This is a genomic window from Bacteroides sp. AM16-13 (assembly GCF_003602705.1).
In the GTDB taxonomy this organism is placed as follows: domain Bacteria; phylum Bacteroidota; class Bacteroidia; order Bacteroidales; family Bacteroidaceae; genus Bacteroides; species Bacteroides xylanisolvens.
The window spans coordinates 139,073-164,784 of record NZ_QTLK01000007.1; the positions used below are offsets into that span (position 1 = coordinate 139,073).

The following is a 25,712-nucleotide window of genomic DNA, read 5'->3' on the forward strand; positions in this document are numbered from 1 at the left end:
CGCTGAACAACAAACGACGAATAAAAAAATGCAAGGTTATATGATGAAACAACGAATATCTATTTTTCTCTTGTTCACCATTCTGCTATCCGCCAACGGGTATGCGCAAAAAGGAATCATGCGCCTGACTCAACAGACTTTGATGCACGAGGTACGCGAAACGCCTTCACCACTAGACGGACAGCATATCACTGTCAATCCTCCACGTTTCATGTGGCCGGACAAATTCCCTCATTTGGGTGCCGTATTGGACGGAGTGGAAGAAGAAGACTACAAACCGGAAGTAACTTACCGCATCCGGATCGCACGCGACCCGGAATTCAAATCGGAAGTGATAACCGCTGAAAGGAAATGGGCCTTTTTCAACCCATTCAAACTGTTTGAAAAAGGAAAATGGTATTGGCAATATGCCTACGTTGACAAGGATGGAAAAGAAGAATGGTCGCCCGTTTCTCATTTTTATATAGACGAGCATATACGTACATTCAACCCGCCTTCTCTACAAGAGCTGTTAGCTAAATTACCCAAGACGCATCCCCGCATCTTGCTTGATGCCGAAGATTGGGACAATATCATCGAACGGAATAAAAACAATCCGGAAGCACAGGCTTACATCCGGAAAGCCGATAAATGTCTAAATCATCCGCTGAAACATTTGGAAGAAGAAATTGATACGACCCAGGTTGTCAAGCTGACAAACATCGTTCAATATCGTTCCGCTCTGATTCGGGAAAGTCGTAAGATTGTAGACCGGGAAGAAGCGAATATCGAAGCCATGGTACGTGCTTACTTGCTAACGAAAGACGAGGTATACTACAAAGAAGGTATAAAGCGTCTTTCCGAAATTCTTTCATGGAAGAACAGTAAGTACTTTGCGGGAGATTTCAACCGTTCCACCATTTTGTCTATGAGTACTTCCGCGTATGACGCATGGTATAACCTGCTGACTCCGGATGAAAAGAAACTACTCTTAAGAACGATTCGTGAAAATGGAAAGAAATTCTACCATGAATATGTCAATCACTTAGAAAACCGTATTGCTGATAACCATGTTTGGCAAATGACTTTCCGTATCCTGAATATGGCTGCGTTTGCTACGTATGGCGAACTGCCGATGGCTTCCACCTGGGTGGATTATTGCTACAATGAGTGGGTATCCCGTCTGCCGGGCCTCAACACGGATGGAGGATGGCACAATGGAGATTCTTATTTCCAAGTCAATCTCCGCACATTGATTGAAGTTCCTGCTTTTTATTCCCGTATCAGCGGATTCGATTTCTTTGCTGATCCCTGGTATAACAACAATGCGTTCTACGTCATCTATCAACAGCCTCCATTCTCGAAATCCGCCGGGCAAGGAAACTCACATGAAAGTAAGCTGAAGCCAAACGGTACACGAGTAGGTTATGCAGATGCCTTGGCACGCGAATGTAACAATCCATGGGCAGCCGCTTATGTACGCACTATTTTGCAGAAAGAACCGGATATAATGGAGAAGACTTTCCTCGGAAAATCCGGAGACCTGACCTGGTATCGCTGTACAACAAAGAAAGCGCTCCCCAAAGAAGGTCCTACTCTTGCAGAATTACCGATGGCAAAAGTATTCAATGAAACGGGAATCGGTACGATGAATACTTCTTTGGGAGATACAGACAAGAATGCAATGCTGTCGTTCCGTTCCAGTTCCTACGGTTCCACTTCCCATGCACTAGCCAATCAGAATGCTTTCAATACATTCTACGGAGGTAAAGCCATTTTTTACAGTAGCGGACATCGCACTGGTTTTACAGACGATCATTGTATGTATTCTTACCGTAATACTCGTGCGCACAACAGTATTTTGGTGAATGGAATGACGCAGAAGATCGGGACGGAAGGATATGGCTGGATTCCACGGTGGTATGAAGGAGAGAAAATCGCTTACATGGTAGGAGACGCTTCCAATGCTTATGGTAAAGTGACTTCTCCCCTATGGTTGAAACGTGGCGAATTATCCGGTACGCAATATACGCCCGAAAAAGGATGGGATGAGAACAAGCTGGATATGTTCCGCCGTCATATCATCCAATTGGGGACTACCGGAGTTTTTGTGATTTATGATGAACTGGAAGGAAAAGAAGCCGTAACATGGAGTTATCTTTTACATACCGTAGAACTGCCTATGAAAATACAGGAACTGACGGATGAAGTGAAAGTTATTGGTAAGAATAAAGCCGGAGGTGTTTCTGTTGCCCATCTTTTCAGTTCGGCAAAAACGGAACAAGCGATGGTAGATACTTTCTTCTGTGCGCCAACCAACTGGAAAAATGTGACGAACGCACAAGGGAAAGCGTTGAAATATCCTAATCACTGGCATTTCTCTTCTACAACAGTTCCGTGTAAAACCGCCCGTTTCCTGACAGTGATGGATACGCATGGAAAGAACCGCCCGGATATGCAGGTAATTCGCAAAGGTAATACCATTCAGGTAGGCGACTGGACTATTACTTGTAACCTGACAGAAAAAGGGAAAGCTGCCATCTATGTAAGCAATAAAACGGAAAAGGTTTCTTTAAACTATGATGCCGGTAAAAAGGAAGGTGCAACGATAGTCACAGATCAGGTAAAAGGCAAACAGGTTAACAAAGTCCTGACAGACTATTTACCGGATTTTGAGATTTAATTTCTCCCCGCTTTAGATGAAGAAACATATACTCCTATAAAAACGTTATATTTGCAGAGTAATTTTAAATAAAGAAGTAACCATGAAATATATCGGAGCACATGTAAGCGCGTCCGGCGGCGTAGAGTTCGCCCCCGTTAATGCGCATGAAATAGGAGCAAATGCTTTTGCGTTATTCACCAAGAATCAACGCCAATGGGTAAGCAAACCTTTAACAGAAGAAAGTATCAGCCTCTTTAAAGAGAATTGCGAGAAATACGGTTTTCAGCCGGAATATATCCTGCCACATGACAGTTATCTTATCAACTTGGGACACCCGGAAGAAGAGGGACTTCAAAAAAGCCGTGCCGCTTTTCTGGATGAAATGCAACGTTGCGAACTGCTTGGATTGAAACTTTTAAATTTCCATCCAGGCAGTTCTCTCAACAAAATTTCAATAGAGGATTGCCTGTCGCTCATCGCAGAAAGTATTAATATCGCTTTAGAAAAAACAAAAGGCGTAACAGCCGTTATTGAGAACACTGCCGGGCAAGGAAGTAATCTAGGTAGCGAATTCTGGCAACTGAAATATATCATCGACCGGGTAAACGACAAGAGCCGGGTGGGTGTTTGCCTCGATACCTGCCATACTTATACCGCCGGTTATGATATTGTCAATGAATATGATAAGGTATTTGATGAGTTTGACAAGGAAGTGGGATTCAATTACCTTCGCGGTATGCACTTGAATGATTCAAAAAAAGCACTGGGCACCCATGTAGACCGTCACGATAGTATTGGTGAAGGATTGATCGGAAAAGCATTTTTTGAAAGATTGATGCAAGATTCGAGATTCGATAATATGCCGCTGATACTAGAAACACCGGATGAAAGTAAATGGAAAGAAGAAATTGCATGGCTAAAGAGCATGGAATAATATTTTCACCACAGAGGACACGGAGGACACAGAGGTGAATTTAGTTTATGACTTACGCTTGTGACCCTAATTTTGATGCATAATCCTCCTCCATAAAGTTGAAAAAACATGAAAACATCTGCCACCTGCAACCAAACGCGTGTAATACACTAGTTAATAAGTAGTTGGAGCGTGGCAGATACTGTTGCAGATAGGTTGCAGATCAAAGTATCTGCAACACAGTATAAGCCTTGCATAAGCCAATTCTCCAGGAAGGCAAAAGTTTATTGTATACATTAACTTCCCGTTTCCAGGCGGGAAACTGTCGTTTCCGGCATTAGAAATTACAGTTTCCACGGTAGGAAACGAGAGTTTCTAAGGCAGGAAACGACAGTTTCTACGTAAGGATACTGTCGTTTCCCCGTAGAGACACTATCATTTCTCCATAGAGTCACCCCAATTATCCCATAGCTTTACATAAAGGAATCAAGGCTTTTTCTTTGATTATATAACGTGTTGCAGATACTTTATCTGCAACCTATCTGCCGCAGGTATCTGCAACGTTACAACTATCTATTAACTAGTGTATTACACGCGTTTCGTTGCAGGTGGCAGATGTTTTTATGTTTTTCAACTTTATAGTAGGAAAAACTTTCGTTCATTTCTGCACCGTTTCATTCTTTTTATACTGTTCTGAATTTATACTGCCAACACCTATACTCAATAAATATTCGCCATACTCACTAAAGGTTCATACAGTTTCTCTATATCCTGTGAGTCCATCTCTATTTGAACTTGATCTCCAGGCATTAATTTCTGTCCTTTGGGAGGCCAATTCTTACGGTCACGATGCACATTTATAATTATGCAACGTTCCGGTAAACGAAGTTCATCCACAATCTTGCCATCTAAATAAGACCCGCTCATTACTTCTACAGACAATGTATAACGGGGCTCTTCCTTAAAGGCAGGTGAATGAATCATATCATCATATAAAATTACATTGAACGGTTTTATCTGAAGCATTTCCGTAAAGTAATAGGTTAATCCACCTACAACTATAGAAGGATAAAAGACTTCCAAATGTCCCGTAATCTCGGTTATTAAGACAATAGCCGTCAGAGGTGTACGAATGACTGCTACAAGAAATGCCGACATACAAATCAACATGATATAACTGATATTCTCATAAGCAATCACACCCTGTTGAACCATAATCAATCCCACTATTTGCCCCAAAAGTCCTCCTGTCACCAGTGTAGGGATAAAACTTCCTCCCGGTAAACCCGAAGAAAAAGAAAAGGTACTAAAAACGAAATGCAACAACATCATGCCAACAATCCAAAGAATATGTGTATCCGGATGCATGGCCTGTGATAGCAAGAACTGTTCACCTCCTCCCGTCAGATTAAACTCGGCCATAGAAATCAGAAAAGCAATAAAAAGCAAATACAGCATCTTCACGTATTCAGGATGCTTAATAGCGGGATAAATACGTTTCATCTGAAGAGTAGTGACAGAAAAGAATTTTCCAAAAACAGAAACTACTGCCGCCAACAAAAGAAACAGTTTCACCTGTCCCCAAAAAGTCATTCCAGGCACAATGGCATCTATATGAAAATAAGGATTGATGGGAAAAATCCAACTGGCAACCCCGCCTGCCACGACTCCTGCCAAAAGCGTGGTAATGGCTGTTTTAGGTGCATCGAACCGCTCGATAGATTCGATGACCAACAATGAGGAAGCTAATGGGGCAGCAAAAGCAGCCGCCAATCCGGCACCTGCACCGGCAGACAATAATTGTTTCCGTTCGCCACTAAGCACCCTCCCCCATTTTGATACCAAATATCCGACATACGAACCTATCTGTACGGAAGGTCCTTCACGCCCCAAAGACAATCCGGTACTTAATGCAAGTATCCCACCCACAAACTTCGCAACCAATTCCAGAAAAGGATGCTTATAATCAACCCTCCCATTAATAACTCCACGTGTTTGCGGAATCCCCCCGCCGGTAATAAGCGGCATTTTCTTCACCAGCCAGGATACAAATACAAGTATTCCCCACATCAACAGGAAAAGAGGGATATACCAATACCACTTGGGATGAGAATCAAAAAAATCATGGCGGAGATTAAAGAAGAACTGTAATAGGTAATGATAAGGCACGGCAACGAGTCCCGTCAGTAATCCTACGAAGATACTGACAAAGTAAAGTCGTGCATCAATTAACTTCAATTTAAAGATTCGCCAACGACCCTTATCCTTCAATTTACCAAAGAAATCAAACATTCGACAAAGTTTTCATTGTTTACGTACGACACAACAACAATCAAAACTCTATTGTGGTTTCAAGCAGACGAAAATTTAATCTTTAATTATCGTCCCATCATATTCAGACGAAGTATAGCGTGTACCATAAAGTATGAACCCAGTGCATTATAGTCTGTGTCGCGAATGGCAGTAGCAGTAATTGTGCGTATCATTGAAACGTCCTGACGGAGAATATCGTATATTTTGAAGCGGAGAAGTAATTGTTTCCGCTTCAGAAAAGCTTTCGACAACTGACAGTTCCACATCAGGTTTTCGCGGGCATAACCACTATAACCATAACCGGAACGTTGAAAACATGTAAGATCACTGAACAGTTCTATGTTCCACGGAAAATAATACTGCATTTCTGTTCCAAAACGATAATCATAAGTCTCCGTACGTGTCTCTTTTACATTATTATGGGAATTATTATAAAGTAACTCCGCACGGGCACTGATTTCCATTTTTTTTGTCCGGTAAGTTAATTGCAGGCGTTGGCGGGCTGTCAAATGTTTCACTGTGCTTTTCACAGGAGCTTCTTTGTTTATTGTGCTATATCCGTTCTGATTTCTGCATTGCAAATATGAATAAGTACGAAACCTCCAATTCCGGTTCTTAAAAGGAGTATTAAGAGAAAAAGACCCCATAATACGCCAGTTTCCGTTCATATTAAGGGGAGTAGTGGTCCGCACACCAGATTCACTGTCATAAGTCACCTGATTGGTAACACTATTAATAGTGTTCTCCGCCAAAACAGAAGCAACCATATTCCGTTGATGCTTGGCATTATATGAATTAAAGTTCAGCGTAAACGTATTCGTATAGGAAGGTTTCAATGAAGGATTACCAACCCTGATATTTAACGGATTGGTGCGGTCTGTTATCGGTTGAAGATCGCGTATATTGGGCTGGCGACTTTTCCCCCGATATACAATCTGCAAACGGGTACGCTTGGAGAACTTATAGCGGAAATTGACGGTAGGAGAAACATTAAAGACTGATTTTTCCAATGGTTCTTCCAACGATTCTTTTTTCTCTAAAAGAGAATGGCTGACAGACTTTTGGGGTTCAAAGTCAGCACCTATATTATAGTTGTATTTCTTCCGGGAAGTGCGGATAGCAAGATTAAACAGGTGATTGCTGTACTGATTCTCAAAACAGTTACTTGCGTCTTCGTCATAATCAGGAGCAAATTCTTCCGTCTTCTTATCCCAGTTATAAACAAACCGGTCGGAATTGTTAATCCGATGCTGATAACTGTAACGAAACTGAAGAAAATGAAGCCAGGGCAAGGGTTCCACGTACACCAGTTGCAGTCGGTAGTTATAGCCGTCCACCTTATCTTCAATCCTCTGATTCTTAACATTCTTCGTGTTATTCTTAAAGTAATGCGTAGTAGAAAGATTCGTTCTATCGGTTGAAGAAGCATTTGTTCCATAATCAACCTTCAAAGCGATGTTTCTTCCCATCCGGCTAAGTTTCCGGCTAAGCTGAAGCATCATGGTCATGTTATAAGAAGAGCTATGAGTGGTTCCGGATGATTTCCTTTCATTCAGCAATACGTCATTGCCCCACCCTTGCTGGAAGCCACTACTGCCTCTGTCATTAACAGCCGTACGATATTGAGGACGGAAAATCAATGTTGTAACGGAGTCCATTTTCCATTCTAAAAAAGCATTTGCTACGAGATTATCATTTCCCTGGCGATTGTGTCCGGTACTTTCAGTAATAGATTTGTCTTTACGAAGATAATTATCGACTGTAGTACGACTATCCTCCAACCGGTCTGTTCCCACATATTGAATGTTCGACCGGAGTTTGACACGCTGCCAGTCATAAGTGACGTTCACTCCCAAAGAACGGGAAGTGGTCAGTCCTTTTTGAGTGCGAAGATTACCGGAGGAACTGGCAGATTCTCCTTGCATCTCCGAAAATCCCTGATTGTTTGTATTATTCAGATTCCCGATAACCGTCAATTGAGAGTTACTCCGGAAACGATTTAAAGTATTAGCTAGTTCATAACGGTCTTTGCTTCCATATCCGCCCATGAAATTCTCCATCCAGCCCCGTTTCATATTTTTCTTGACCGACAGGTCAAGAATCATTTCCTCTTCGCCATCATCAATACCAGTAAGACGGGCAAGATCGGACTGGCGTTCGTAAGCTTTCAGTTTCTCTACCATCTCTACAGGGAGATTTTTAAGTGCTGCCTTCGGGTCGTCGGAAAAGAACTCCTTCCCATCCACCAGAATCTTTTTCACTTCCTTTCCATGAATCAACAGTTTGCCATCCTCGTCTATTTCGCCGCCGGGAAGTTGTTTCACCAATTCTTCCAGCATAGAGCCTTCAGGAGTACGATAGGCCGAAGCATTAAAGACGGTAGTATCTCCTTCGGTCACAACCATCGGTGCTTGTCCCACAACAACGGTTTCTGTTAATGAAATGCTCTCCGGAGTCAAAGAAATATCGCCTAAAATCGGTGTTTTGTTATCTGTTGAAGCTGATATAGTCCGAAAAACAGGGGTATATCCGATATAAGAAATATGTAACAGAATGGATTTACTTTTAGGAATAACGACGGCTAACTGAAATTTGCCTTGTGCATCTGTTGCCCCACCCGCCAGTAAGGTACTATCCGGTAAAGCCAAAAGCCGGACCGTAGCAAACGGTACCGGCTGATTGGTTTCAGTATCAATCACACGACCGGAAAAACGCTCTTTGCCGGACTGAGCAAAAACAGTCAAACTAATCAGTAACAAGACATAACAAGTAATCAAACGGTACTGAAAAGAATAAATATGGCTGCCTATGTTCAAATTGTGTTGATTTAGTAAAATAAAACTATAATAAAATAAACCTAATCTTTATTTCGGGGCTTGACGCGGAGCACGAGTTTTTTGTCCCTGGTGGTGTCCCTGTCCCGGTTTCTGACCTTTTCTGCGGTCAAATTCTTTTCTGAATTTATTAGCATTCATCTTTTCCTGCTGATAAATTTTCAGAATCTGCTTCTGCGAAAGTATCTTGCTGAATTCATTGTAATACTTTTCACGAATATCCAGCATTTTACGACTTTGAGTAAACTGGTTCCGCAACATGGTTGCAATCTCGTCGTCAGTCATGGACGGACGTTCTTTCTTAGCATTAGCGTCTGTGCCTTGTGCTTTAGTTTTCTCTGTTCTCGCCTTATGAGTCATCATACGACATTCACGCAATTCTTTCAGATACTTCTCGTATACCGGAGTAAATTTAGCTGCCGTTGCATCATCCAACATCAACGTATTTACTATTTGTTTAGTCTGCATCTGCACCATTTGTTCCGGTGTAGGACGCTGTTTTTTTTGTTTGTTATCCGTATTCTGTGCAGACAAAGTCATCTGGCTTCCCATCAGGAGAACGGCCATAATTACATAAATAAATTTAGTCTTCATAATCTTCACGTTTAAAATAATTAATTGAGTTACTTAATTCAAAAATATATCATTTTCAGAGAAGCTGACGAGCTCTTCCAACTCCTCATCTGATAGTTCTTTAATCCATTTATCTACCGGTTCCGTACCATTGGCTAATACTTTCGAAGAAGATGTTGTCACCTCATCTGCCTGTCGCAAAGACGGAACAAACAGAAATCCGACCCATACGGCTGCTATGGTAATCACCGTAGAAATAATCAGCTTCGTATGAGACTTCCGCTGTTGCTTCACTCCGGCACGTTCCATCACCTTTCGTTGCACGTCCTCGAAGAATCCATCGGGGGTACGGTAAGGTGTCCGTTTTCCAATATCATCAAAATCAAAATCCTTTTTCATCGTTCTATCTGTTTAATATATATTCCTTTATCTTCTCTTTCGCATAGTGGTAATTCACTTTTAGTGTATCCACTTTACTATCCAGTACACGGGCGATCTCTTCATATTCAAGTTCATCGTAATAACGCAAGTTGAATACCAGCCGTTGCTTTTCCGGCAGACTTAAAATAGCTTCCTGAAACTTTACTGCCAACTCATTCTCATAATCAATGTAATCGGAAGCCTTCAACTTGCCCATCAACTCTTCCTGAACATCTTCCGCGGAAACAACTCCTTCATCTTTACGTCCGTTGAGCAAACGTAAACTCTCATTCGTCGCAATCCGGTAAATCCAGGTTGACAGTGAACTTTCTTCGCGAAACTGATCGATATGCCGGAATACCCGGATAAAGACTTCCTGAAGCACATCTTCCGCATCTTCATGAGATACAACCAGTCTACGGATATAATTATATATCGGCACCTGAAAAGAGTCCATCAGCATCTTGAATCCCCGTTCGCGATTCGAGGCACAAGCTTCACGAATTTTATTCTCGTTTATCATCAATTCTTTTTCTGAACTTTATTAGTTAGAACGCGGAAGATTGCCGAAGTTAAATATGGGATTTGGTATTTTGCTTTTATTAACAAGAGAGGGAGAACTGGCGGAAATCATTGTCGGTATATACGATAGGAATAAACACATGATTCCTGATGACGTTTAGATGAAGGTAGAAAATTATAGTGACGCTATATGCTTGGGATAGTGACGGCATGAGACAATGATGCCGTCACTATCCCGAGCATATAGCGTCACTATGTTTTTAGTAGAAATACTCTATTTATAAGCTGTAAACAAGGAGATAATTACCAGAACTTATTGTGTTCCGCACTATATTCAAAGCCTGCGGCTTTCAACTGATTCACTAATTCATCCTTGTTCACATTCATATCTTCACAAAGTTCGTCAAGTGAAGAATAACAGTCGCGCAACTTCATATTGATGACGCTGAACAACATCATCGGATCTTTTGGTAATTCCATAACATACAATCTTTTAAACCGGGTGCAAAGGTACAGCAATCCTGTTGAATGGCAAAATAAATCAATCTCCTATTTCTTCTATCTTCAAAGAGATTTTTTCTATTAGTTTGCTGATTTCTTCTTCCAATGGGATCACATTGAAGTCTTTCCAAAAGTTCTCATCGTATTTGAAATATGTGTCGGAGAAGATTGTACGAGTAGGCAATCTTTCTGTACGGGGAAACGCGACTACCTGTCCGGTTTCCACCTTGCAAGTAATCATCTCAAACCAGATATGAAGATCGCGACTGCCAAACAGCATTTTTGTACGTTTCACTTTGAAATGAAGATCGCCCCGGATATGATGTATGTAATAAGTTCCTTGCCACGGTTTATAAGAAATGGTATATACCACTTTTTGAGGAATCATCCGTACGTTGCGTGCGCGCCTTTCGACGAACATACCTGCCGCATTTTTCACATATACAGGATGAACTTCCAGACGGGCTTGCAATAAGGCGCTCGTTTCAGAATCAAGGAATAGTTCTCCGCAAAAAAGAGGTTCACTGATTCCTTTTTTCTGTTCAAAATGCACCACATTTACAAACCGGTCTTCTAAAAATGTCACGCCCTCCGAAGTATAGGTATAAATGCTATTCTCGATACTGGGAGTCAGGAATTCGGGCATATCTTTTATAATATCCATCTGGATACAAGCCTGGATTCCCGACTTTACTTTTACCAATAAGCTATCTTTCGCTTCCACATTGCTTAGTCGACTCATTTTCAACAGCTTCACTTGATCTGGCACTGCTGAATGTGAGGATGTCTTATAAACCTTGAACACTGCTTCCGACAAGTTTTGAAATTTATTTTTCAACTGAACTCCTTCACGATAAAAGGTAGTCAGATACACGGGAGTATGCGAATAGTTCTGTTCCCTCCGTTCAATCATTTCCCGCAAAAGTTTCTTTGGTTCACTTCGACGAATCACTACTTCCTGCAAAGGAACCACTTTAGGTTCGAGACTAAGTATATTGTGCCGTCCAATCAACAAAGCAAACTCTATATCTTGTGAAAGATAACCTATATGAGAAAAGGTAATCGAATCGTTTTTTAAAGAATCGGGTAAGGACAGTTTAAAATCTCCATTCTGATTTGTTATGCTGCCGATAGATGTCCCCCTCACTCCAACAGTAGCTGAAGAGATGGGCACACCCGTCTCCTTATCCAGCAAAGTGCCGGTAATGGAAAAGTTAATAGGCTGCTTCGGAATGGAATCCTGTTGTATATGAATCTTTTTCTCCGAAGGGAGAGTAATCAGAATATGAGTACCAATCACCTGAAACTCCAAACCGGTATCTCCCACTATATCGTACACCGCTTGGCGAATAGATCGTTCTCCTCCCTTTATCTTCACGACAGCATCATTATCAATAACTTTACTGTCATAAATAAACATATATCCCGACTGTTGGGAGACATTACCTAATAATGAATAAACAGTGCCTTTTGTCTTTGGAAGCCGAACTATCCGTTCCAATACATCGCCCCCATCCGCTCTCATCGTATCGACTACGAAAAAGAGTATGAATAGAATGGATAGATAGCGATAAGCCTGTTTCATTTTCTCAAGTTGAAATGAGTTTTATTCTGATAACAAAAGAATATCACCTTGCCGGACACATTGCAGACCGAGTGCGCTAGCTATCAGAGTAGCTACGACTTCAGAAAACTCATCAGAAAATTCAACCGTCAGTCTGCGTTCCTCCAATGCAGGTGAAGCCACTTGAATCTGCAAACTATCCGAATTCAGGTTCATCACTTTCAGAATGTTCGCCAAAGATTCATCTTTAAAACGTATGTGTTTAAAAAAGCTCCCCCACTCTTCATTCTCTTTATCCGCATCGAGAACGACTAATCGTTGCGATTGCACCACTACTGCCTCTCCCGCTTTTACATAACATTCCTGATTTCCTTTTTTTAGAGTAACTTTCACGATCCCTCTTTGTACAGATAAGCGGAACGGAGCATGTTCATCGCTCTGTACACTGAAAGCGGTTCCCAAAACTTCAATTTTAGCTTGTTCCGTATCAATCCAAAAGGGTTGTCCCTGCTTCTTTGCTACGTCGAAGAAAGCATTTCCCTGCAAACTCACTTCCCGTTTATCAGCAATAAAGTGCTCCGGATATAATAAGGAGGTTTCCTTTGCCAAAAGTACCACAGAACCGTCTTCAAGAGTCGTTGCCAAAGTGGAAATGCCTTGATTTTCCTGTGTAAGAAAATTCCGTGCCGGTTCTCTTTCAGAACCGGTCATCCAATACAAAGCTCCCCAGATGACGCCTATCAAAACGGAGGCAACTGCTCCGTATCTGATCCATTGTGAATGTTTGCGTATAGAACGGCCTTCATCAACTTTCGCAAGTAAACGGTCATTGTCCAGGCGATTATACAATCGGTTCCATGCCTGATCTGTCTTTATTTTATAAATTTCTGTTTTCATCACTTCATGTGAATATAAGTTTCAACTTCTTCTCGTAATGTCCGGAGGGCTTTTGTCATTTCAGCTTCTACTGTTTTTACTGAAAGAGAAAGCTGTGTTGCTATCTCCACATATTTCCGCCCCTCCAAACGGTGCATCTCAAAAATCTGTCGTCTGCGGACTGGCAGCTTTTCAAGAGTGTTATTTATGAATTTCTGTAATTCCTCATACTCCATCTGTTGATGAGGATCTGTCGACTGCTCCGGATTGGAAGTGTTCAATACTGCTTCACGATATCTGTTCCTAACTTCTTCGTGTTCACAATACTGCAAAGATTGATTGCGAGTCGCCCTGTACAGATAGCTTTTAACGGACTGGAAAATCTGTAAGCGCACCCTTTCTTTCCAAAGTACATAGAAAAGCTCTTCTACAATCTCTTCCGCTACCGCCATCTGCCCGGTAATGCCTGCCGCATAACAGCAAAGAGGAAAATAGTAACGGCGAAAGAGTTCCTCAAACGCTTTTATGTCACCTTCCTTTATCTTTTTTAGTATGAGCAGTTCATCCAGCATACTTGCTTTTCTTTATGATTGACTTCAAATATAAGAAAACTATCCCTGTTTCAATTCGATTGCTTTTTCAATTTATCCACTGCGTGCTCTAAAGATTCCGTAGGTTCGATAATATTGTAGTTTCCCCAAAAATCCGGATTCCAGTATTCGTCTACCTTATCATAAAATATTTGATTCAGGCTGAAAGCTTCTTTGTTGGGTATATTCTCCAATACTCCTTCTTTTCTATCGGTCACTACCATTTCGGAAGCTACCGTATAGCTTGTGGAAAATAACTTCCGCTTCCAGTCACATTTAAAACGGATCGTATTACGAATATAGTTCAGATACGTTTTTCCATCTACATCTTTATAAGTGACCAGGTAAGAGAGTTCTTGCGGTTTGAATCTTAGACCGAGAGGTTTCTTATACAGAATAGCGGTAGTCGCCTTCGATTTATTCTGCATATCCAGACTCATTTCTATACGGGTGAATGACAACCGTTCACGATCGATATACAATTTACCGTATAATAAAGCGTACATAAGAATGACTTTAGGGCGGAAATTAATAACATACTGCATACGATTATCTATAAGCATGGATTCTGCCATCCAGAATTCGTAATTATTCAATTCTTCAAAATCGAGTAACGCTCCCTTGTTCTTCACGACATCCAAAGTGACCCCCAGATTAGGTCCACCCACAACTTTGACAGCTAATGTGTCACTTGCTTTCTGACTAAGCAGGCGACGTCCCTTCTCCACCCGTACTTTGTCATAGTTAATATTTCTATTGGTATAGGCTGTTTTGGATACATCGAGCACAGCTTCCGATATACCGATATATCGACGCCCTTTCTGTACGGTTTCCCGGTAAAATCCTGTCAACATATCACGCTTATCACTATAATTTAAAGGGATCTTATTGATTGCTTTCTCTACAATTATACGTGGATTTTCGGCAAATACCACCACTTCATTCAATAGATTGGAATGAGGCGTCAACCAAACTGTCAACATAGCAGCTGTTTCTTTCTCCAAAGAGATATGAGTATTTACATAACCGATATGTGAAATGTCCAGTTCACGCGGGGTTTCCGTTTTTTTTATCTTCAAAGCAAATTCTCCTTCCGCATTGGTCACAGTACCGATATTGCTACCATGCACCAATACATTTACGTTCTCCAGAGCTTTTTTATTTTGCTTGTCTTTCACCATACCAACGATCGTAAGATAATCTCCGGCATCTCCTTGCGCCCACACAGGATAGCTACAAAGCAGTAACCAAACTGATAGCCATCCAACCAAGTGTTTTTCTACATTCTTCATACTGATGCTTTTTAAAGGTAAATAAATTGCGTTTCTACTAATAAGAGCGCTCAAACCGGAAATACCCTACAGCTTTTACAAAAAAAAGAAAAAGAAATCAGATTTCAATACCATATCCGGAAATTAATAGTAATTTTCCCGGCAAATTAATGATAAAAGCAATCACTATGATACGCAAATTAGACAAGACCGAATACGCCCTAGCTGCATCGTTAGCATTGGAGGTATATATACAATGCGGAGCGGAAGACTTCGATGAAGAAGGTTTGAATTCATTCAAAAGCTTTATCTCCAGCGAGCAACTGATGAATGAATTAGTGATTTATGGTGCTTTTGAGGATAAGAATCTGGTTGGCATCATGGGGACAAAGCATGAAGGGAAACATCTTTCTTTATTCTTTATCCGAAAAAAGTACCAATGCAAAGGTATCGGCAAACAGTTATTCTGTTTCGCTATCAATGATTGTCCGGTAGATGAAATGACTGTTAATTCATCCACGTACGCTATTCCTTTTTATCAAAGTCTGGGTTTCGACAAGATTGCCGGGAAACAATGTACCAACGGGATAACCTATACTCCGATGAAATTTACGATGAGTTGGCTCAAAGAATAATTTCCGGTAGTCACTGATATAATTGTTAATTATGCTTGTGAATATGTATTTCATATAAAAATAGTTTCTACCTTTGCGACCGTTATGATGAAGTACATATTCTGTATACTATTAGGCGTATTTCTGAATTGGGGATTCCATCTGATTTCCGATGAAGCACAGGAGGCATACCGGTTAGAAACCGGTAGTACCAGTATACAAACCTATACCAAATCATACACCTCCAAAACTAATATCATACAGCTGGATAAAGAACAGAAACTAGTCAAAACAAAAGAATACACCGGAAAGCAAGATTACAATAACGATAATGGCGTTTTAAATCCATTCTCCTTCCGCCACCTCTCTCCTTTAAAGATACTACGATTCAATATTCCTTCTGTCACTATCCGTATACTAAGCTCTCTGAAGATTCAGCTTCCTCAAAACCAATGGACAGGTTTTTCATATTATACCAATCTTTTTAAATATTCTGATAGATATCATATCTATTCATTAGGTCGCATACTCATTTAGCCATTTTATATTTTTTCCGGCATAAGACTATTCCAGTCTTTGATGCCTCACTTTCTGTTTGCATCCTCCATTTAAGTGAAAAGAGTATTCACTATGGTCTGGAAGCCAATGACATTCTTTTTTTACCATAACAACCAAAGTATATAAAATGGACTTTTTATTGGATTTCATCCTTCATATCGATCAATATATGGTTATGATTGTGCGTGATTATCATGCTTGGACGTATGCCATTTTGTTTTTTATAATCTTCTGTGAAACCGGATTAGTGGTCACTCCTTTTCTTCCCGGTGATTCTCTACTCTTCGTCGCAGGAGCTATTTCTGCCTTACCTGACATGCCTATCAGTGTGCATATACTCGTTATCATTTTATTTGCCGCTGCCGTATTAGGCGATTCCTGCAATTACATGATCGGACATTTCTTCGGTCGAAAGCTTTTTAATAATCCCAATTCCAAGATATTCAAACAAAGCCATCTGGAGAAGACACACGAATTTTATAAGAAATATGGTGGGAAAACAATTATTCTTGCCAGATTCGTCCCGATAGTACGCACGTTTGCTCCCTTCGTTGCAGGAATGGGAAAGATGAACTATTACTATTTTATGATGTATAATTTAGCGGGTGGTGCGGCTTGGGTCGGCATCTTCTGCTACGCCGGTTATTTCTTCGGAGACCTTCCGTTTGTACAGGAGAACTTGAAACTGCTGATCGTTGCCATCATATTCATCTCTATATTACCTGCAATCATAGAGGTAGTACGGGCCAAACTAAAGTCTTAAAACACCAAACTATAATCTGTATTCATTTGTTACTAATATAAATAGAGAAGAAAAAACAATTTAAAGTTTTTACACTTATGAAAAATTCTTTTTTTAGCCGGTTTACTCCAAAGGAGCCCAAATTTTTCCCATTGCTGAAACAACTTTCAGAAGTGCTTTGTGAAGCATCCGTTGTTTTAACAGAAAGCTTGCAACATGACTCACCTACAGAACGTGCAGACTACTACAAGAAAATCAAAGAGCTGGAACGTGAAGGGGACAAACTGACGCATCGGATTTTTGATGAATTGGGCACTACATTCATCACTCCTTTCGACCGTGAAGATATTCATGACTTAGCTTCCTGTATGGATGATGTCATCGACGGAATAAATAGTTGTGCCAAACGAATCTCTATTTACAATCCCCGTCCTATCTCGGAGAACGGCAAAGAATTGAGCCGTTTGATTCAGGAAGAAGCGACCTACATCTGTAAAGCCATGGACGAACTTGAAACATTCCGTAAGAAACCGACTCTTCTCCGGGAATATTGCTCAAAATTACATGAAATCGAGAATCAGGCAGATGACGTATATGAATTCTTTATCACCAGGCTATTTGAAGAAGAAAAGGATTGCATTGAACTTATCAAAATTAAAGAAATCATGCATGAACTGGAGAAAACGACCGATGCCGCAGAGCACGTAGGCAAGATTCTGAAAAACCTGATTGTAAAGTACGCATAAAGTAAGCCGGAACACATGGAATTATTAGTGACTATCATTATTCTGGCTCTGATATTCGATTATATCAACGGCTTTCACGATGCAGCAAACTCAATAGCTACAATCGTATCTACCAGGGTGCTTACGCCCTTTCAAGCTGTACTATGGGCTGCTTTCTTCAATTTCGTTGCTTTTTTCATTGCCAAATACATAATAGGCGGATTCGGTATTGCCAACACAGTATCCAAAACGGTGGTAGAACAATATATCACTTTACCTATTATATTGGCAGGAGTAATAGCAGCCATCACCTGGAACCTGGTAACATGGTGGAAAGGTATCCCGTCTTCATCCTCACATACGCTTATCGGAGGATTTGCAGGAGCTGCCATTATGGCAAACGGGTTTGAAGCAATTCAACTTAATATCATTCTTAAAATTGCAGCTTTCATCTTTCTGGCTCCTTTTATCGGAATGGTGATTGCTTTCGGTTTCACTCTGTTTGTTCTTTACATCTGCCGGCGTGCACATCCTCATACAGCTGAAGTCTGGTTTAAGAGGTTGCAGCTCGTTTCTTCCGCCCTCTTCAGTGTCGGACATGGATTGAATGACTCACAGAAAGTAATGGGTATTATTGCCGCTGCCATGATAGCCGCCCATTCTATGGGATTGGGTATGGGTATCAACAGCATCAATGACCTTCCCGACTGGGTTGCTTTTTCGTGCTTCACCGCTATCTCACTCGGCACCATGTCCGGAGGTTGGAAAATAGTAAAGACAATGGGAACCAAAATCACCAAAGTAACCCCATTGGAAGGAGTGATTGCCGAAACAGCTGGTGCTTTCACTCTTTACATCACGGAAATGCTGAAAATCCCCGTTAGTACTACACATACTATCACAGGTGCAATCATCGGAGTAGGTGCAACCAAACGCTTGTCTGCCGTTCGCTGGGGAATAACAAAAAGTCTCATGACTGCCTGGATTCTTACAATTCCGGTCAGTGGACTCCTGGCAGCAGCTATCTATTATATTGTTTCCCTCTTTTTATAGAGGAAAACAATATAATGAATAATTGACTGCCGACACTCTCGAAAAAGAAAAGAGCTGAACATCCATGTCCCTTGGCTCTTTTCTGTCTAACTATCAGGAAGAAAAAAATGAATAAATCCATCACTAAATGTCACATTTACCAACTTTGATTGCCGACCTTGCGCTGATATTAATATCGGCCAGTGTAATAACCTTGCTGTTCAAATGGATGAAACAACCTTTAGTCTTAGGTTACATCATTGCCGGATTACTAGCGGGGCCTTATATAAATATTTTCCCCACAGTGGGAGATATCGAAAATATCAATATATGGGCGGAAATAGGTGTTATATTCCTGCTCTTTGCACTTGGACTGGAGTTTAGTTTTAAAAAGCTCATGAATGTAGGTTCCACAGCTTTTATTACGGCCACCACCGAAGTCGTCAGTATGTTGCTCATAGGTTTTCTGGTAGGACAATTGTTAGGATGGGGCACAATGAATTCCATCTTTCTTGGGGGAATGTTGTCTATGTCGTCTACCACAATTATCATCAAGGCCTTTGATGATTTGGGGTTACGCAACCAGCGTTTCACGGGCATCGTATTCGGTACTCTGGTAGTGGAGGATTTGATTGCCATTTTAATGATGGTACTTCTTTCTACAATGGCGGTAAGTCAGGACTTTGTGGGTGAAGACTTATTGATTAGTGTTCTCAAAGTCGTTTTCTTTTTAATCCTGTGGTTTCTCATCGGTATTTTCGTTATTCCGGCTTTTCTTAAAAAAGCAAAGAAGCTGATGAATAATGAGACGCTTTTGATTGTTTCAATCGGTCTTTGTCTGGGAATGGTGGTATTGGCCACCTATACAGGCTTTTCAACGGCGTTAGGTGCATTTATCATGGGATCTATCCTTGCCGAAACCATCGAAGCCGAGCACATCGAACATATCATACAACCGGTAAAAGACCTCTTCGGAGCTATTTTTTTCGTATCAGTCGGTATGCTGGTGAATCCGGCGGTATTGGTAGAATATGCCTGGCCTGTTATCATCATTACTCTGGTTACCATTATCGGTAAAGCCATTTTCTCTTCATTTGGCGTACTCTTATCCGGAGAGCCACTGAACACTTCTATCAAATCCGGATTCAGCCTGGCACAAATTGGAGAGTTTGCTTTCATCATTGCCGGACTGGGTGTTTCGCTCAAAGTGCTCGATCCGTTTATTTCACCAATCATTGTGGCTGTATCTGTTATCACCACTTTCACGACTCCTTATTTTATCCGTTTAGCCAACCCTTTTGCCGAATGGCTTTACAAAATATTGCCTACTAAAGTACAGGAGACATTAGATCGTTATGCTTCCGGCAAGAAGACCATGAACCACGATAGTGACTGGAAGAAATTACTAAAAAACATGATTGGCAGGGTTATTATTTATAGCGTATTGCTCACTGCTATCTGGCTGCTGTCTATACAAATCATTTATCCCGCCATCAGTGAAATGTTTGCTCCTGTTACCCTATGGATTAATCTGGTGATGTGTCTGGGTACCCTTTTGCTTATGACTCCTTTTTTGTGGGCACTCATCTCCAACAAATACAACTCTTCCGAATTATTCCTGAAGCTATGGAGAGATGAGAATTACAATCACGGACGACTGGTTTCTCTCGTTCTAGGCCGGGTATCTGTTGCTCTTTTCTTTATCACTAGCGTAGTTATCAGCTATTTCAAGCTGAACTGGGGAATAAGTGTGATTATTGCCATAGCTGTTGTGGCATTGATTCTTATTCTTAGGGAAGACCTCACGCAATATTCACGATTGGAAACGAGATTCCTAGCCAATCTTAACCGACGGGAAGAGGCTGCTAAAAAACGACACCCGCTAAAAACAAGTTTCAATAGCGAGTTCAATGACAAGGACCTTGATTTGACGTCTGTCGTAGTATCGCCTTATTCCGATTACATCGGCAAGTCTTTAGGAGAACTTTCATTCAGGCAAAATTTTGGAGTGAATGTGGTTGCAATCACGCGTGGTGATTTGAATATATACATTCCGAAAAGTTCTGAACCTATTTATCCGCAGGATAAACTGACTGTAGTCGGTACGGATATGCAATTGCAGGAGTTCAGAAATAGAATTGAAGATGTAAAAAACACAATAGATACGGATGCAGTAGATAAAAAGATGACGCTCCACTCTTTCACTGTAGATGATGAATTCCGTTTCTTAAATAAAACCATTGCGCAGTCTCATTTGGGAGAAAAGTACGACGGTATCGTTGTGGCTATTGAACGGAATAATGAATTGATCCCTCTGGATAAAGATACGGCTTTCCAATTAGGAGATCTCGTTTGGATTGTGGGGAACCGCGAGAAGATTAGAGAAATACTGTAATAAAGTCCGGGTTCAAATAAATCACATTACATATAAAACAAAAGAGAGCTGTAAACATTTAATCTACAGCTCTCTTATTTTAATTTATTGTATATTCAGCGATCTTTACTTCACTTCCTCAAAGTCAGCATCCTGAACGTTATCCCCGTGCTTGCTATTATCTTGCTGACCAGCACCACCGTTCATATCAGGACCAGCCTGTGCACCACCTTGTGCACCACCCTGTGCGTACATTTCAGCACTTGCAGCCTGGAAGGCAGTATTGATTTCTGCCATAGCAGTATCGATAGCAGCCAAGTCTTGTGCTTTGTGAGCATCTTTCAATTTCTGCAAAGCAGCTTCAATCGGAGCTTTCTTATCAGCAGGCAACTTATCACCTAATTCCTTCAACTGATTTTCAGTCTGGAAGATTACGCTGTCAGCCTGGTTCAGCTTATCGATTTTTTCACGTTCTTTCTTATCTGCTTCAGCATTAGCTTCAGCTTCAGCCTTCATCTTTTCGATTTCTTCCTTGCTCAAACCGCTGGATGCTTCGATACGGATAGCTTGTTCTTTACCAGTAGCCTTATCTTTAGCAGATACTTTCAAGATACCGTTCGCATCGATATCGAATGTAACCTCAATTTGAGGAACACCACGACGGGCCGGAGCAATACCTGACAAATTGAACTGACCGATTGATTTATTCTGAGCGGCCATCGGACGTTCTCCCTGCAATACATGAATCGTAACTTCACTTTGATTATCAGCAGCAGTAGAGAATGTTTCACTCTTACGAGCCGGGATGGTAGTGTTAGCGTCGATCAACTTAGTCATTACACCACCCAGTGTTTCGATACCCATTGACAACGGAGTAACATCCAACAATACTACACCTTTGATTTCATCTGTCAAAACAGCACCCTGTACAGCAGCACCAATAGCTACCACTTCATCCGGATTCACACCTTTAGAAGGAGCCTTGCCGAAGAAATCTTCTACCAACTTCTGAACAGCCGGAATACGTGAAGAACCACCAACAAGGATTACTTCATCGATATCAGCATTGTTCAGACCTGCATCGCTCATTGCTTTCTTACATGGTTCAAGACAAGCCTGGATCAATTCGTGAGCCAGAGATTCGAATTTTGCACGAGTCAAAGTCTTCACCAAGTGCTTAGGCACACCACCTACCGGCATGATATACGGCAAGTTGATTTCTGTACTTGTAGAAGAAGAAAGCTCAATCTTAGCTTTTTCAGCAGCTTCTTTCAGACGTTGCAAAGCCATCGGATCCTGAGTCAAGTCAGCACCTTCATCGTTTTTGAATTCCTGTACCAACCAGTTGATGATTACCTGGTCGAAGTCGTCACCACCAAGGTGAGTATCACCGTTTGTAGAAAGTACTTCAAATACACCACCACCAAATTCGAGGATAGAGATATCGAATGTACCACCACCAAGGTCGAATACAGCAATCTTCATATCTTTGTGAGCCTTATCCAGACCGTAAGCAAGAGCTGCGGCTGTCGGTTCGTTTACAATACGTTTTACTTCCAGACCGGCAATCTGTCCGGCTTCTTTTGTAGCCTGACGTTGAGAGTCGGAGAAATAAGCAGGAACGGTGATGACTGCTTCTGTTACTTCCTGTCCAAGGTAGTCTTCGGCAGTCTTCTTCATTTTCTGAAGAATCATTGCAGAGATTTCCTGCGGAGTATACAGACGTCCGTCGATGTCAACACGCGGAGTGTTGTTGTCACCTTTCACTACTTTATAAGGAACACGAGTCACTTCTTTTTGTACCTGATCCCAATTTTCACCCATGAAACGTTTGATAGAGAAGATTGTACGTGTAGGGTTCGTAATAGCCTGACGTTTTGCAGGATCACCCACTTTACGTTCGCCACCATCAACGAAAGCGACAACAGAAGGAGTTGTACGCTTACCTTCACTGTTTGCAATTACTACAGGTTCGTTACCTTCGAATACGGCAACACAAGAGTTTGTAGTTCCTAAGTCAATACCAATAATTTTTCCCATGATCGTTATTTTTTTATTTATTATTTATTCAATGATTTCTTTTTGTCCGGTTGTTTCTCTGCTCTTATCAGGGAGCTTCGCCGCGAACGGACGCTTATTAAAAAGCAAACCGTGTGCCAAAAGGAAATTATACGAATGCATGACATAATATCTGCCAAAAAGACAGTTTTAATAAATAAACACTGCTGACATAGTCATATTCAAAGCCAATCAACAACTGTTTCTTTAAACAAATACAGGCGACTCTGGTTCGATAAAGGAAAAAAAATATGCCTGTATCGTCAAGTGCGACACAGGCATATCCTATTATATATAACTCTTCTTTATTACTTTTCCAGCACGATGACCAATGCACCGTTTGCGTCATACAAACCAATGCCACCACCGGACAACACATCGAATGATTTCACTTCATTGATAGCTTTCAGCACCTTACCTTCTGTTTCCATATCAGGACAAGCCATCATTGTGCTTGCTACTCCCGGGAAAGAAATAGATTTGGCATTACTTGTACTGGTTTCAAAACCACCATTAATCAAATTACATCCGGCATTGCCATGAATGGTCTTTTTCTTCACATCAAAAGCAATGAAAGGTTGTTTTTCCATACCGGAAGGAATTGCCTCACCATTCACTTCTTTAATTTTCCATTCTCCATTTAAAACTGAAAGTTTCACATCAGCCTCCTTCTTTTGTAGAACGACAACCGGACGGTTGGACGAATTGCAAAGATACATCTTATCTTTACCTGCCTTCTTGTATCCTTTTACTTGCGCAAAAGCATTCAATACATTATTTTCAGTAGTCATATCCGGACACATCATTCGGGTACTAGCCATCCCTGTAAGTTCAAGGCTTCCCGGCTTCGCATTTACATCGAAACTGCCCATCATACGATTACATCCGCTATTGCCGGACACACGACCGGTCGCTGTATCAAAAGCGATAAAAGGAAGGGTTCTACTTTCGCCCGGAGCAATTTTCGAGCCGTTGACTTCTATAATATTCCATTCACCATTGATAGATGACAGAGGAATTGCCTTCTCAACCGAACGGCACGAAGACATTGCAAGTGCTGCACCAGCCATGCAAATTGAAACAAATACTTTCTTCATATTGTTATAACGTTTAAGTTAAAATCGGGGGCAAAGATATCAAAAAGATTGGAAAATAACATCCAATACAACATAAAATATATACATTTGCCAGTAGATATACAACAAACGAACAATTTACATAGTTCACTTAAAGTAAACAAATATGAGAATAATTGTCCTGTCTTTAATTCTATTCTGTTGTGGCACGTGTCCTATCACAGCTCAAAGTGATTACATTGTCACTACTCCTTCCACGCAGGAAATCCCTGTAGGTGAAGAAGAACAATTCATCAAGAATAACTTTCCACTGCAACCGCTGTGTAAATGGACACCCGGAATGAAGTTTATGTTTGTTCCTTCTACACGGAACATGTTCCTTCCTACTCTTTCCAGCTACGACACCGAAAAAGGAATAGACAACAGCCTGCTGAAGCACAAAATTCTCACTTTCACGGGAACAGAAGAGAAGGCTCAAAATATATCAACCGGGACTAACTATTCCACTCGCTTCGTATTCGAATGTGAGGGAGAAAAATATTATTATGACATAAAGAACATGAGGCTGGACGAGATTTGCGAGAAGGCTCCCCGTGCCGGTATCAATGGATTGGTTTATCTGAAAGATGTAGATACTGCCAAAGAGTTGTTAATAGGAAAAACAGTCTATATACAATCTGAAAGTGCCCGGGTAGACGATGCCAACAATTATTCCGGCTATCAGAATATAGCAATTCCTGTCAATACGGAAGCTACAATTACCGCTATTGGAGTCGGCAGTCAGGCATATCCAGTGAAAATCGTATTCAAAGATACACAGGGACATTCTTATTATTTGGAAGTCGCTCTCTCGCGAACGAACTCCGGCATGGACCTGAATGATTTTCAAGGCGAAAAGAGAATGAAATATTTTTCAAATGCATTCAGTTTCACTAACAAGAGTCTGGGTACTATTGAAAGCCTGAAAAATAAATACTTGGGAATGACCGTTTATCCTAAAAAGATGCTGCCGGCCAAAAGAATCGTATCTTTTGAAGATAAGCAGACCGAATCACGTGTTCACTTGCCCCGATATACGGTTCTGCAAATAAAAGAGATTAAATTATCTCCCCCCGGCAGCCTGGCTACCCTGTCATTAACGGATAGGGACGGGGCAATCTATGAATTGGAAACAGATCTGAAATATGACGTGATTGTCAAAAATGATAATTATATCGAAGATTTTTTCGGATTCGAGGATATACATAAGAAATATCCGGGCATTACAGAAAAACGTTGGCAGATTATCTCCCGGGGAGATTTGGAGGCAGGGATGAGTACGGTAGAATGTCGTTTGTCCATTGGTGATCCGATAGAAATCGAGCTGAAAAAAGACAGTCGTTTCGAAACTTGGTTCTACAATGGCAAAACGCTGGAATTCGAAAACGGAACCTTGCAACGTTACAAATAAAAAGGAGTAGCTGCGCAATGATTATCTGAAAATAATCACGTATATTTGCCAAACCAATAAAT

General features: G+C 41.1%; 21 protein-coding genes. 9 read left to right on the plus strand and 12 right to left on the minus strand.

Going from position 1 to position 25,712, the window contains the following annotated elements:
- Window positions 1-40: 40 nt before the first annotated feature.
- The gene (locus DW173_RS07545) at window positions 41-2,662 is read left to right on the plus strand and encodes a DUF4962 domain-containing protein (RefSeq protein WP_199722826.1); all 2,622 of its coding nucleotides are present in this window, start codon (window positions 41-43) and stop codon (window positions 2,660-2,662) included.
- Window positions 2,663-2,744: 82 nt separating this feature from the next.
- On the plus strand, window positions 2,745-3,578 hold the full coding sequence (gene nfo / locus DW173_RS07550) for a deoxyribonuclease IV (protein WP_008021424.1): 834 nt from the start codon (window positions 2,745-2,747) through the stop codon (window positions 3,576-3,578).
- A gap of 699 nt (window positions 3,579-4,277) precedes the next feature.
- Here the strand turns inward: nfo and DW173_RS07555 are convergent.
- The 10 genes from DW173_RS07555 to DW173_RS07600 form a co-directional block, all read right to left on the minus strand.
- Window positions 4,278-5,849 (minus strand): ClC family H(+)/Cl(-) exchange transporter, encoded by a 1,572-nt coding sequence (locus DW173_RS07555; RefSeq protein ID WP_087321821.1) that lies wholly within the window; start codon window positions 5,847-5,849, stop codon window positions 4,278-4,280.
- Between the two features lie 86 nt (window positions 5,850-5,935).
- Complete coding sequence (locus tag DW173_RS07560) at window positions 5,936-8,686, minus strand: TonB-dependent receptor (protein ID WP_049703158.1); 2,751 nt, start codon at window positions 8,684-8,686, stop codon at window positions 5,936-5,938.
- Window positions 8,687-8,734: 48 nt separating this feature from the next.
- Window positions 8,735-9,298 carry a hypothetical protein gene (locus tag DW173_RS07565; RefSeq protein ID WP_117811416.1) on the minus strand — a complete coding sequence of 188 codons (564 nt, stop codon included), beginning with the start codon at window positions 9,296-9,298 and terminating at the stop codon, window positions 8,735-8,737.
- Between the two features lie 33 nt (window positions 9,299-9,331).
- A complete protein-coding gene (locus tag DW173_RS07570) occupies window positions 9,332-9,676 on the minus strand; it encodes a hypothetical protein (RefSeq protein WP_004316888.1) in 345 nt (114 codons plus the stop codon).
- A 4-nt stretch (window positions 9,677-9,680) separates the two neighbouring features.
- Window positions 9,681-10,220 (minus strand): RNA polymerase sigma factor, encoded by a 540-nt coding sequence (locus DW173_RS07575; RefSeq protein WP_004302175.1) that lies wholly within the window; start codon window positions 10,218-10,220, stop codon window positions 9,681-9,683.
- Between the two features lie 302 nt (window positions 10,221-10,522).
- Window positions 10,523-10,699 carry a DUF4250 domain-containing protein gene (locus DW173_RS07580; RefSeq protein ID WP_004316890.1) on the minus strand — a complete coding sequence of 59 codons (177 nt, stop codon included), beginning with the start codon at window positions 10,697-10,699 and terminating at the stop codon, window positions 10,523-10,525.
- A 61-nt stretch (window positions 10,700-10,760) separates the two neighbouring features.
- Entirely contained in the window at window positions 10,761-12,305 is a 1,545-nt protein-coding gene (locus DW173_RS07585) for a carboxypeptidase-like regulatory domain-containing protein (RefSeq protein ID WP_120144197.1), read from the minus strand.
- A 21-nt stretch (window positions 12,306-12,326) separates the two neighbouring features.
- Window positions 12,327-13,181 (minus strand): FecR family protein, encoded by an 855-nt coding sequence (locus tag DW173_RS07590; RefSeq protein ID WP_120144199.1) that lies wholly within the window; start codon window positions 13,179-13,181, stop codon window positions 12,327-12,329.
- Window positions 13,181-13,732 carry an RNA polymerase sigma-70 factor gene (locus DW173_RS07595; RefSeq protein ID WP_008021410.1) on the minus strand — a complete coding sequence of 184 codons (552 nt, stop codon included), beginning with the start codon at window positions 13,730-13,732 and terminating at the stop codon, window positions 13,181-13,183. Before DW173_RS07595 ends, DW173_RS07590 begins: the two co-directional genes overlap by 1 nt.
- Window positions 13,733-13,782: 50 nt before the next feature.
- A complete protein-coding gene (locus DW173_RS07600; RefSeq protein ID WP_120144201.1) occupies window positions 13,783-15,042 on the minus strand; it encodes a carboxypeptidase-like regulatory domain-containing protein in 1,260 nt (419 codons plus the stop codon).
- 167 nt (window positions 15,043-15,209) lie between these two features.
- On the opposite strand from DW173_RS07600, the gene DW173_RS07605 reads away from it, so the two are divergent.
- The 6 genes from DW173_RS07605 to DW173_RS07630 all read left to right on the plus strand — a co-directional run bounded on the left by DW173_RS07605 (window position 15,210) and on the right by DW173_RS07630 (window position 21,087).
- Window positions 15,210-15,656, plus strand: a complete 447-nt coding sequence (locus tag DW173_RS07605; protein ID WP_120144203.1) for a GNAT family N-acetyltransferase — start codon at window positions 15,210-15,212, stop codon at window positions 15,654-15,656.
- A gap of 84 nt (window positions 15,657-15,740) precedes the next feature.
- Window positions 15,741-16,172: a hypothetical protein gene (locus DW173_RS07610; protein WP_120144205.1), complete on the plus strand. Its 432-nt coding sequence runs from the start codon at window positions 15,741-15,743 to the stop codon at window positions 16,170-16,172.
- A 148-nt stretch (window positions 16,173-16,320) separates the two neighbouring features.
- On the plus strand, window positions 16,321-16,956 hold the full coding sequence (locus DW173_RS07615) for a DedA family protein (RefSeq protein ID WP_004316898.1): 636 nt from the start codon (window positions 16,321-16,323) through the stop codon (window positions 16,954-16,956).
- Window positions 16,957-17,033: 77 nt separating this feature from the next.
- The gene (locus DW173_RS07620; RefSeq protein WP_049703164.1) at window positions 17,034-17,681 is read left to right on the plus strand and encodes a DUF47 domain-containing protein; all 648 of its coding nucleotides are present in this window, start codon (window positions 17,034-17,036) and stop codon (window positions 17,679-17,681) included.
- 15 nt (window positions 17,682-17,696) lie between these two features.
- Window positions 17,697-18,713 (plus strand): inorganic phosphate transporter, encoded by a 1,017-nt coding sequence (locus DW173_RS07625; RefSeq protein WP_008644519.1) that lies wholly within the window; start codon window positions 17,697-17,699, stop codon window positions 18,711-18,713.
- A gap of 127 nt (window positions 18,714-18,840) precedes the next feature.
- Window positions 18,841-21,087 carry a cation:proton antiporter gene (locus tag DW173_RS07630; protein ID WP_120144206.1) on the plus strand — a complete coding sequence of 749 codons (2,247 nt, stop codon included), beginning with the start codon at window positions 18,841-18,843 and terminating at the stop codon, window positions 21,085-21,087.
- A gap of 105 nt (window positions 21,088-21,192) precedes the next feature.
- Here the strand turns inward: DW173_RS07630 and dnaK are convergent, their stop codons facing one another.
- Together dnaK and DW173_RS07645 are read right to left on the minus strand one after the other, a co-directional pair.
- Window positions 21,193-23,106 (minus strand): molecular chaperone DnaK, encoded by a 1,914-nt coding sequence (gene dnaK / locus DW173_RS07635; RefSeq protein ID WP_008021329.1) that lies wholly within the window; start codon window positions 23,104-23,106, stop codon window positions 21,193-21,195.
- A gap of 326 nt (window positions 23,107-23,432) precedes the next feature.
- Window positions 23,433-24,221, minus strand: a complete 789-nt coding sequence (locus DW173_RS07645) for an META domain-containing protein (protein WP_004312512.1) — start codon at window positions 24,219-24,221, stop codon at window positions 23,433-23,435.
- Window positions 24,222-24,366: 145 nt separating this feature from the next.
- Between DW173_RS07645 and DW173_RS07650 the strand changes: the two genes are divergently transcribed.
- Window positions 24,367-25,650 (plus strand): hypothetical protein, encoded by a 1,284-nt coding sequence (locus tag DW173_RS07650; protein WP_117811436.1) that lies wholly within the window; start codon window positions 24,367-24,369, stop codon window positions 25,648-25,650.
- Window positions 25,651-25,712: the final 62 nt, after the last annotated feature.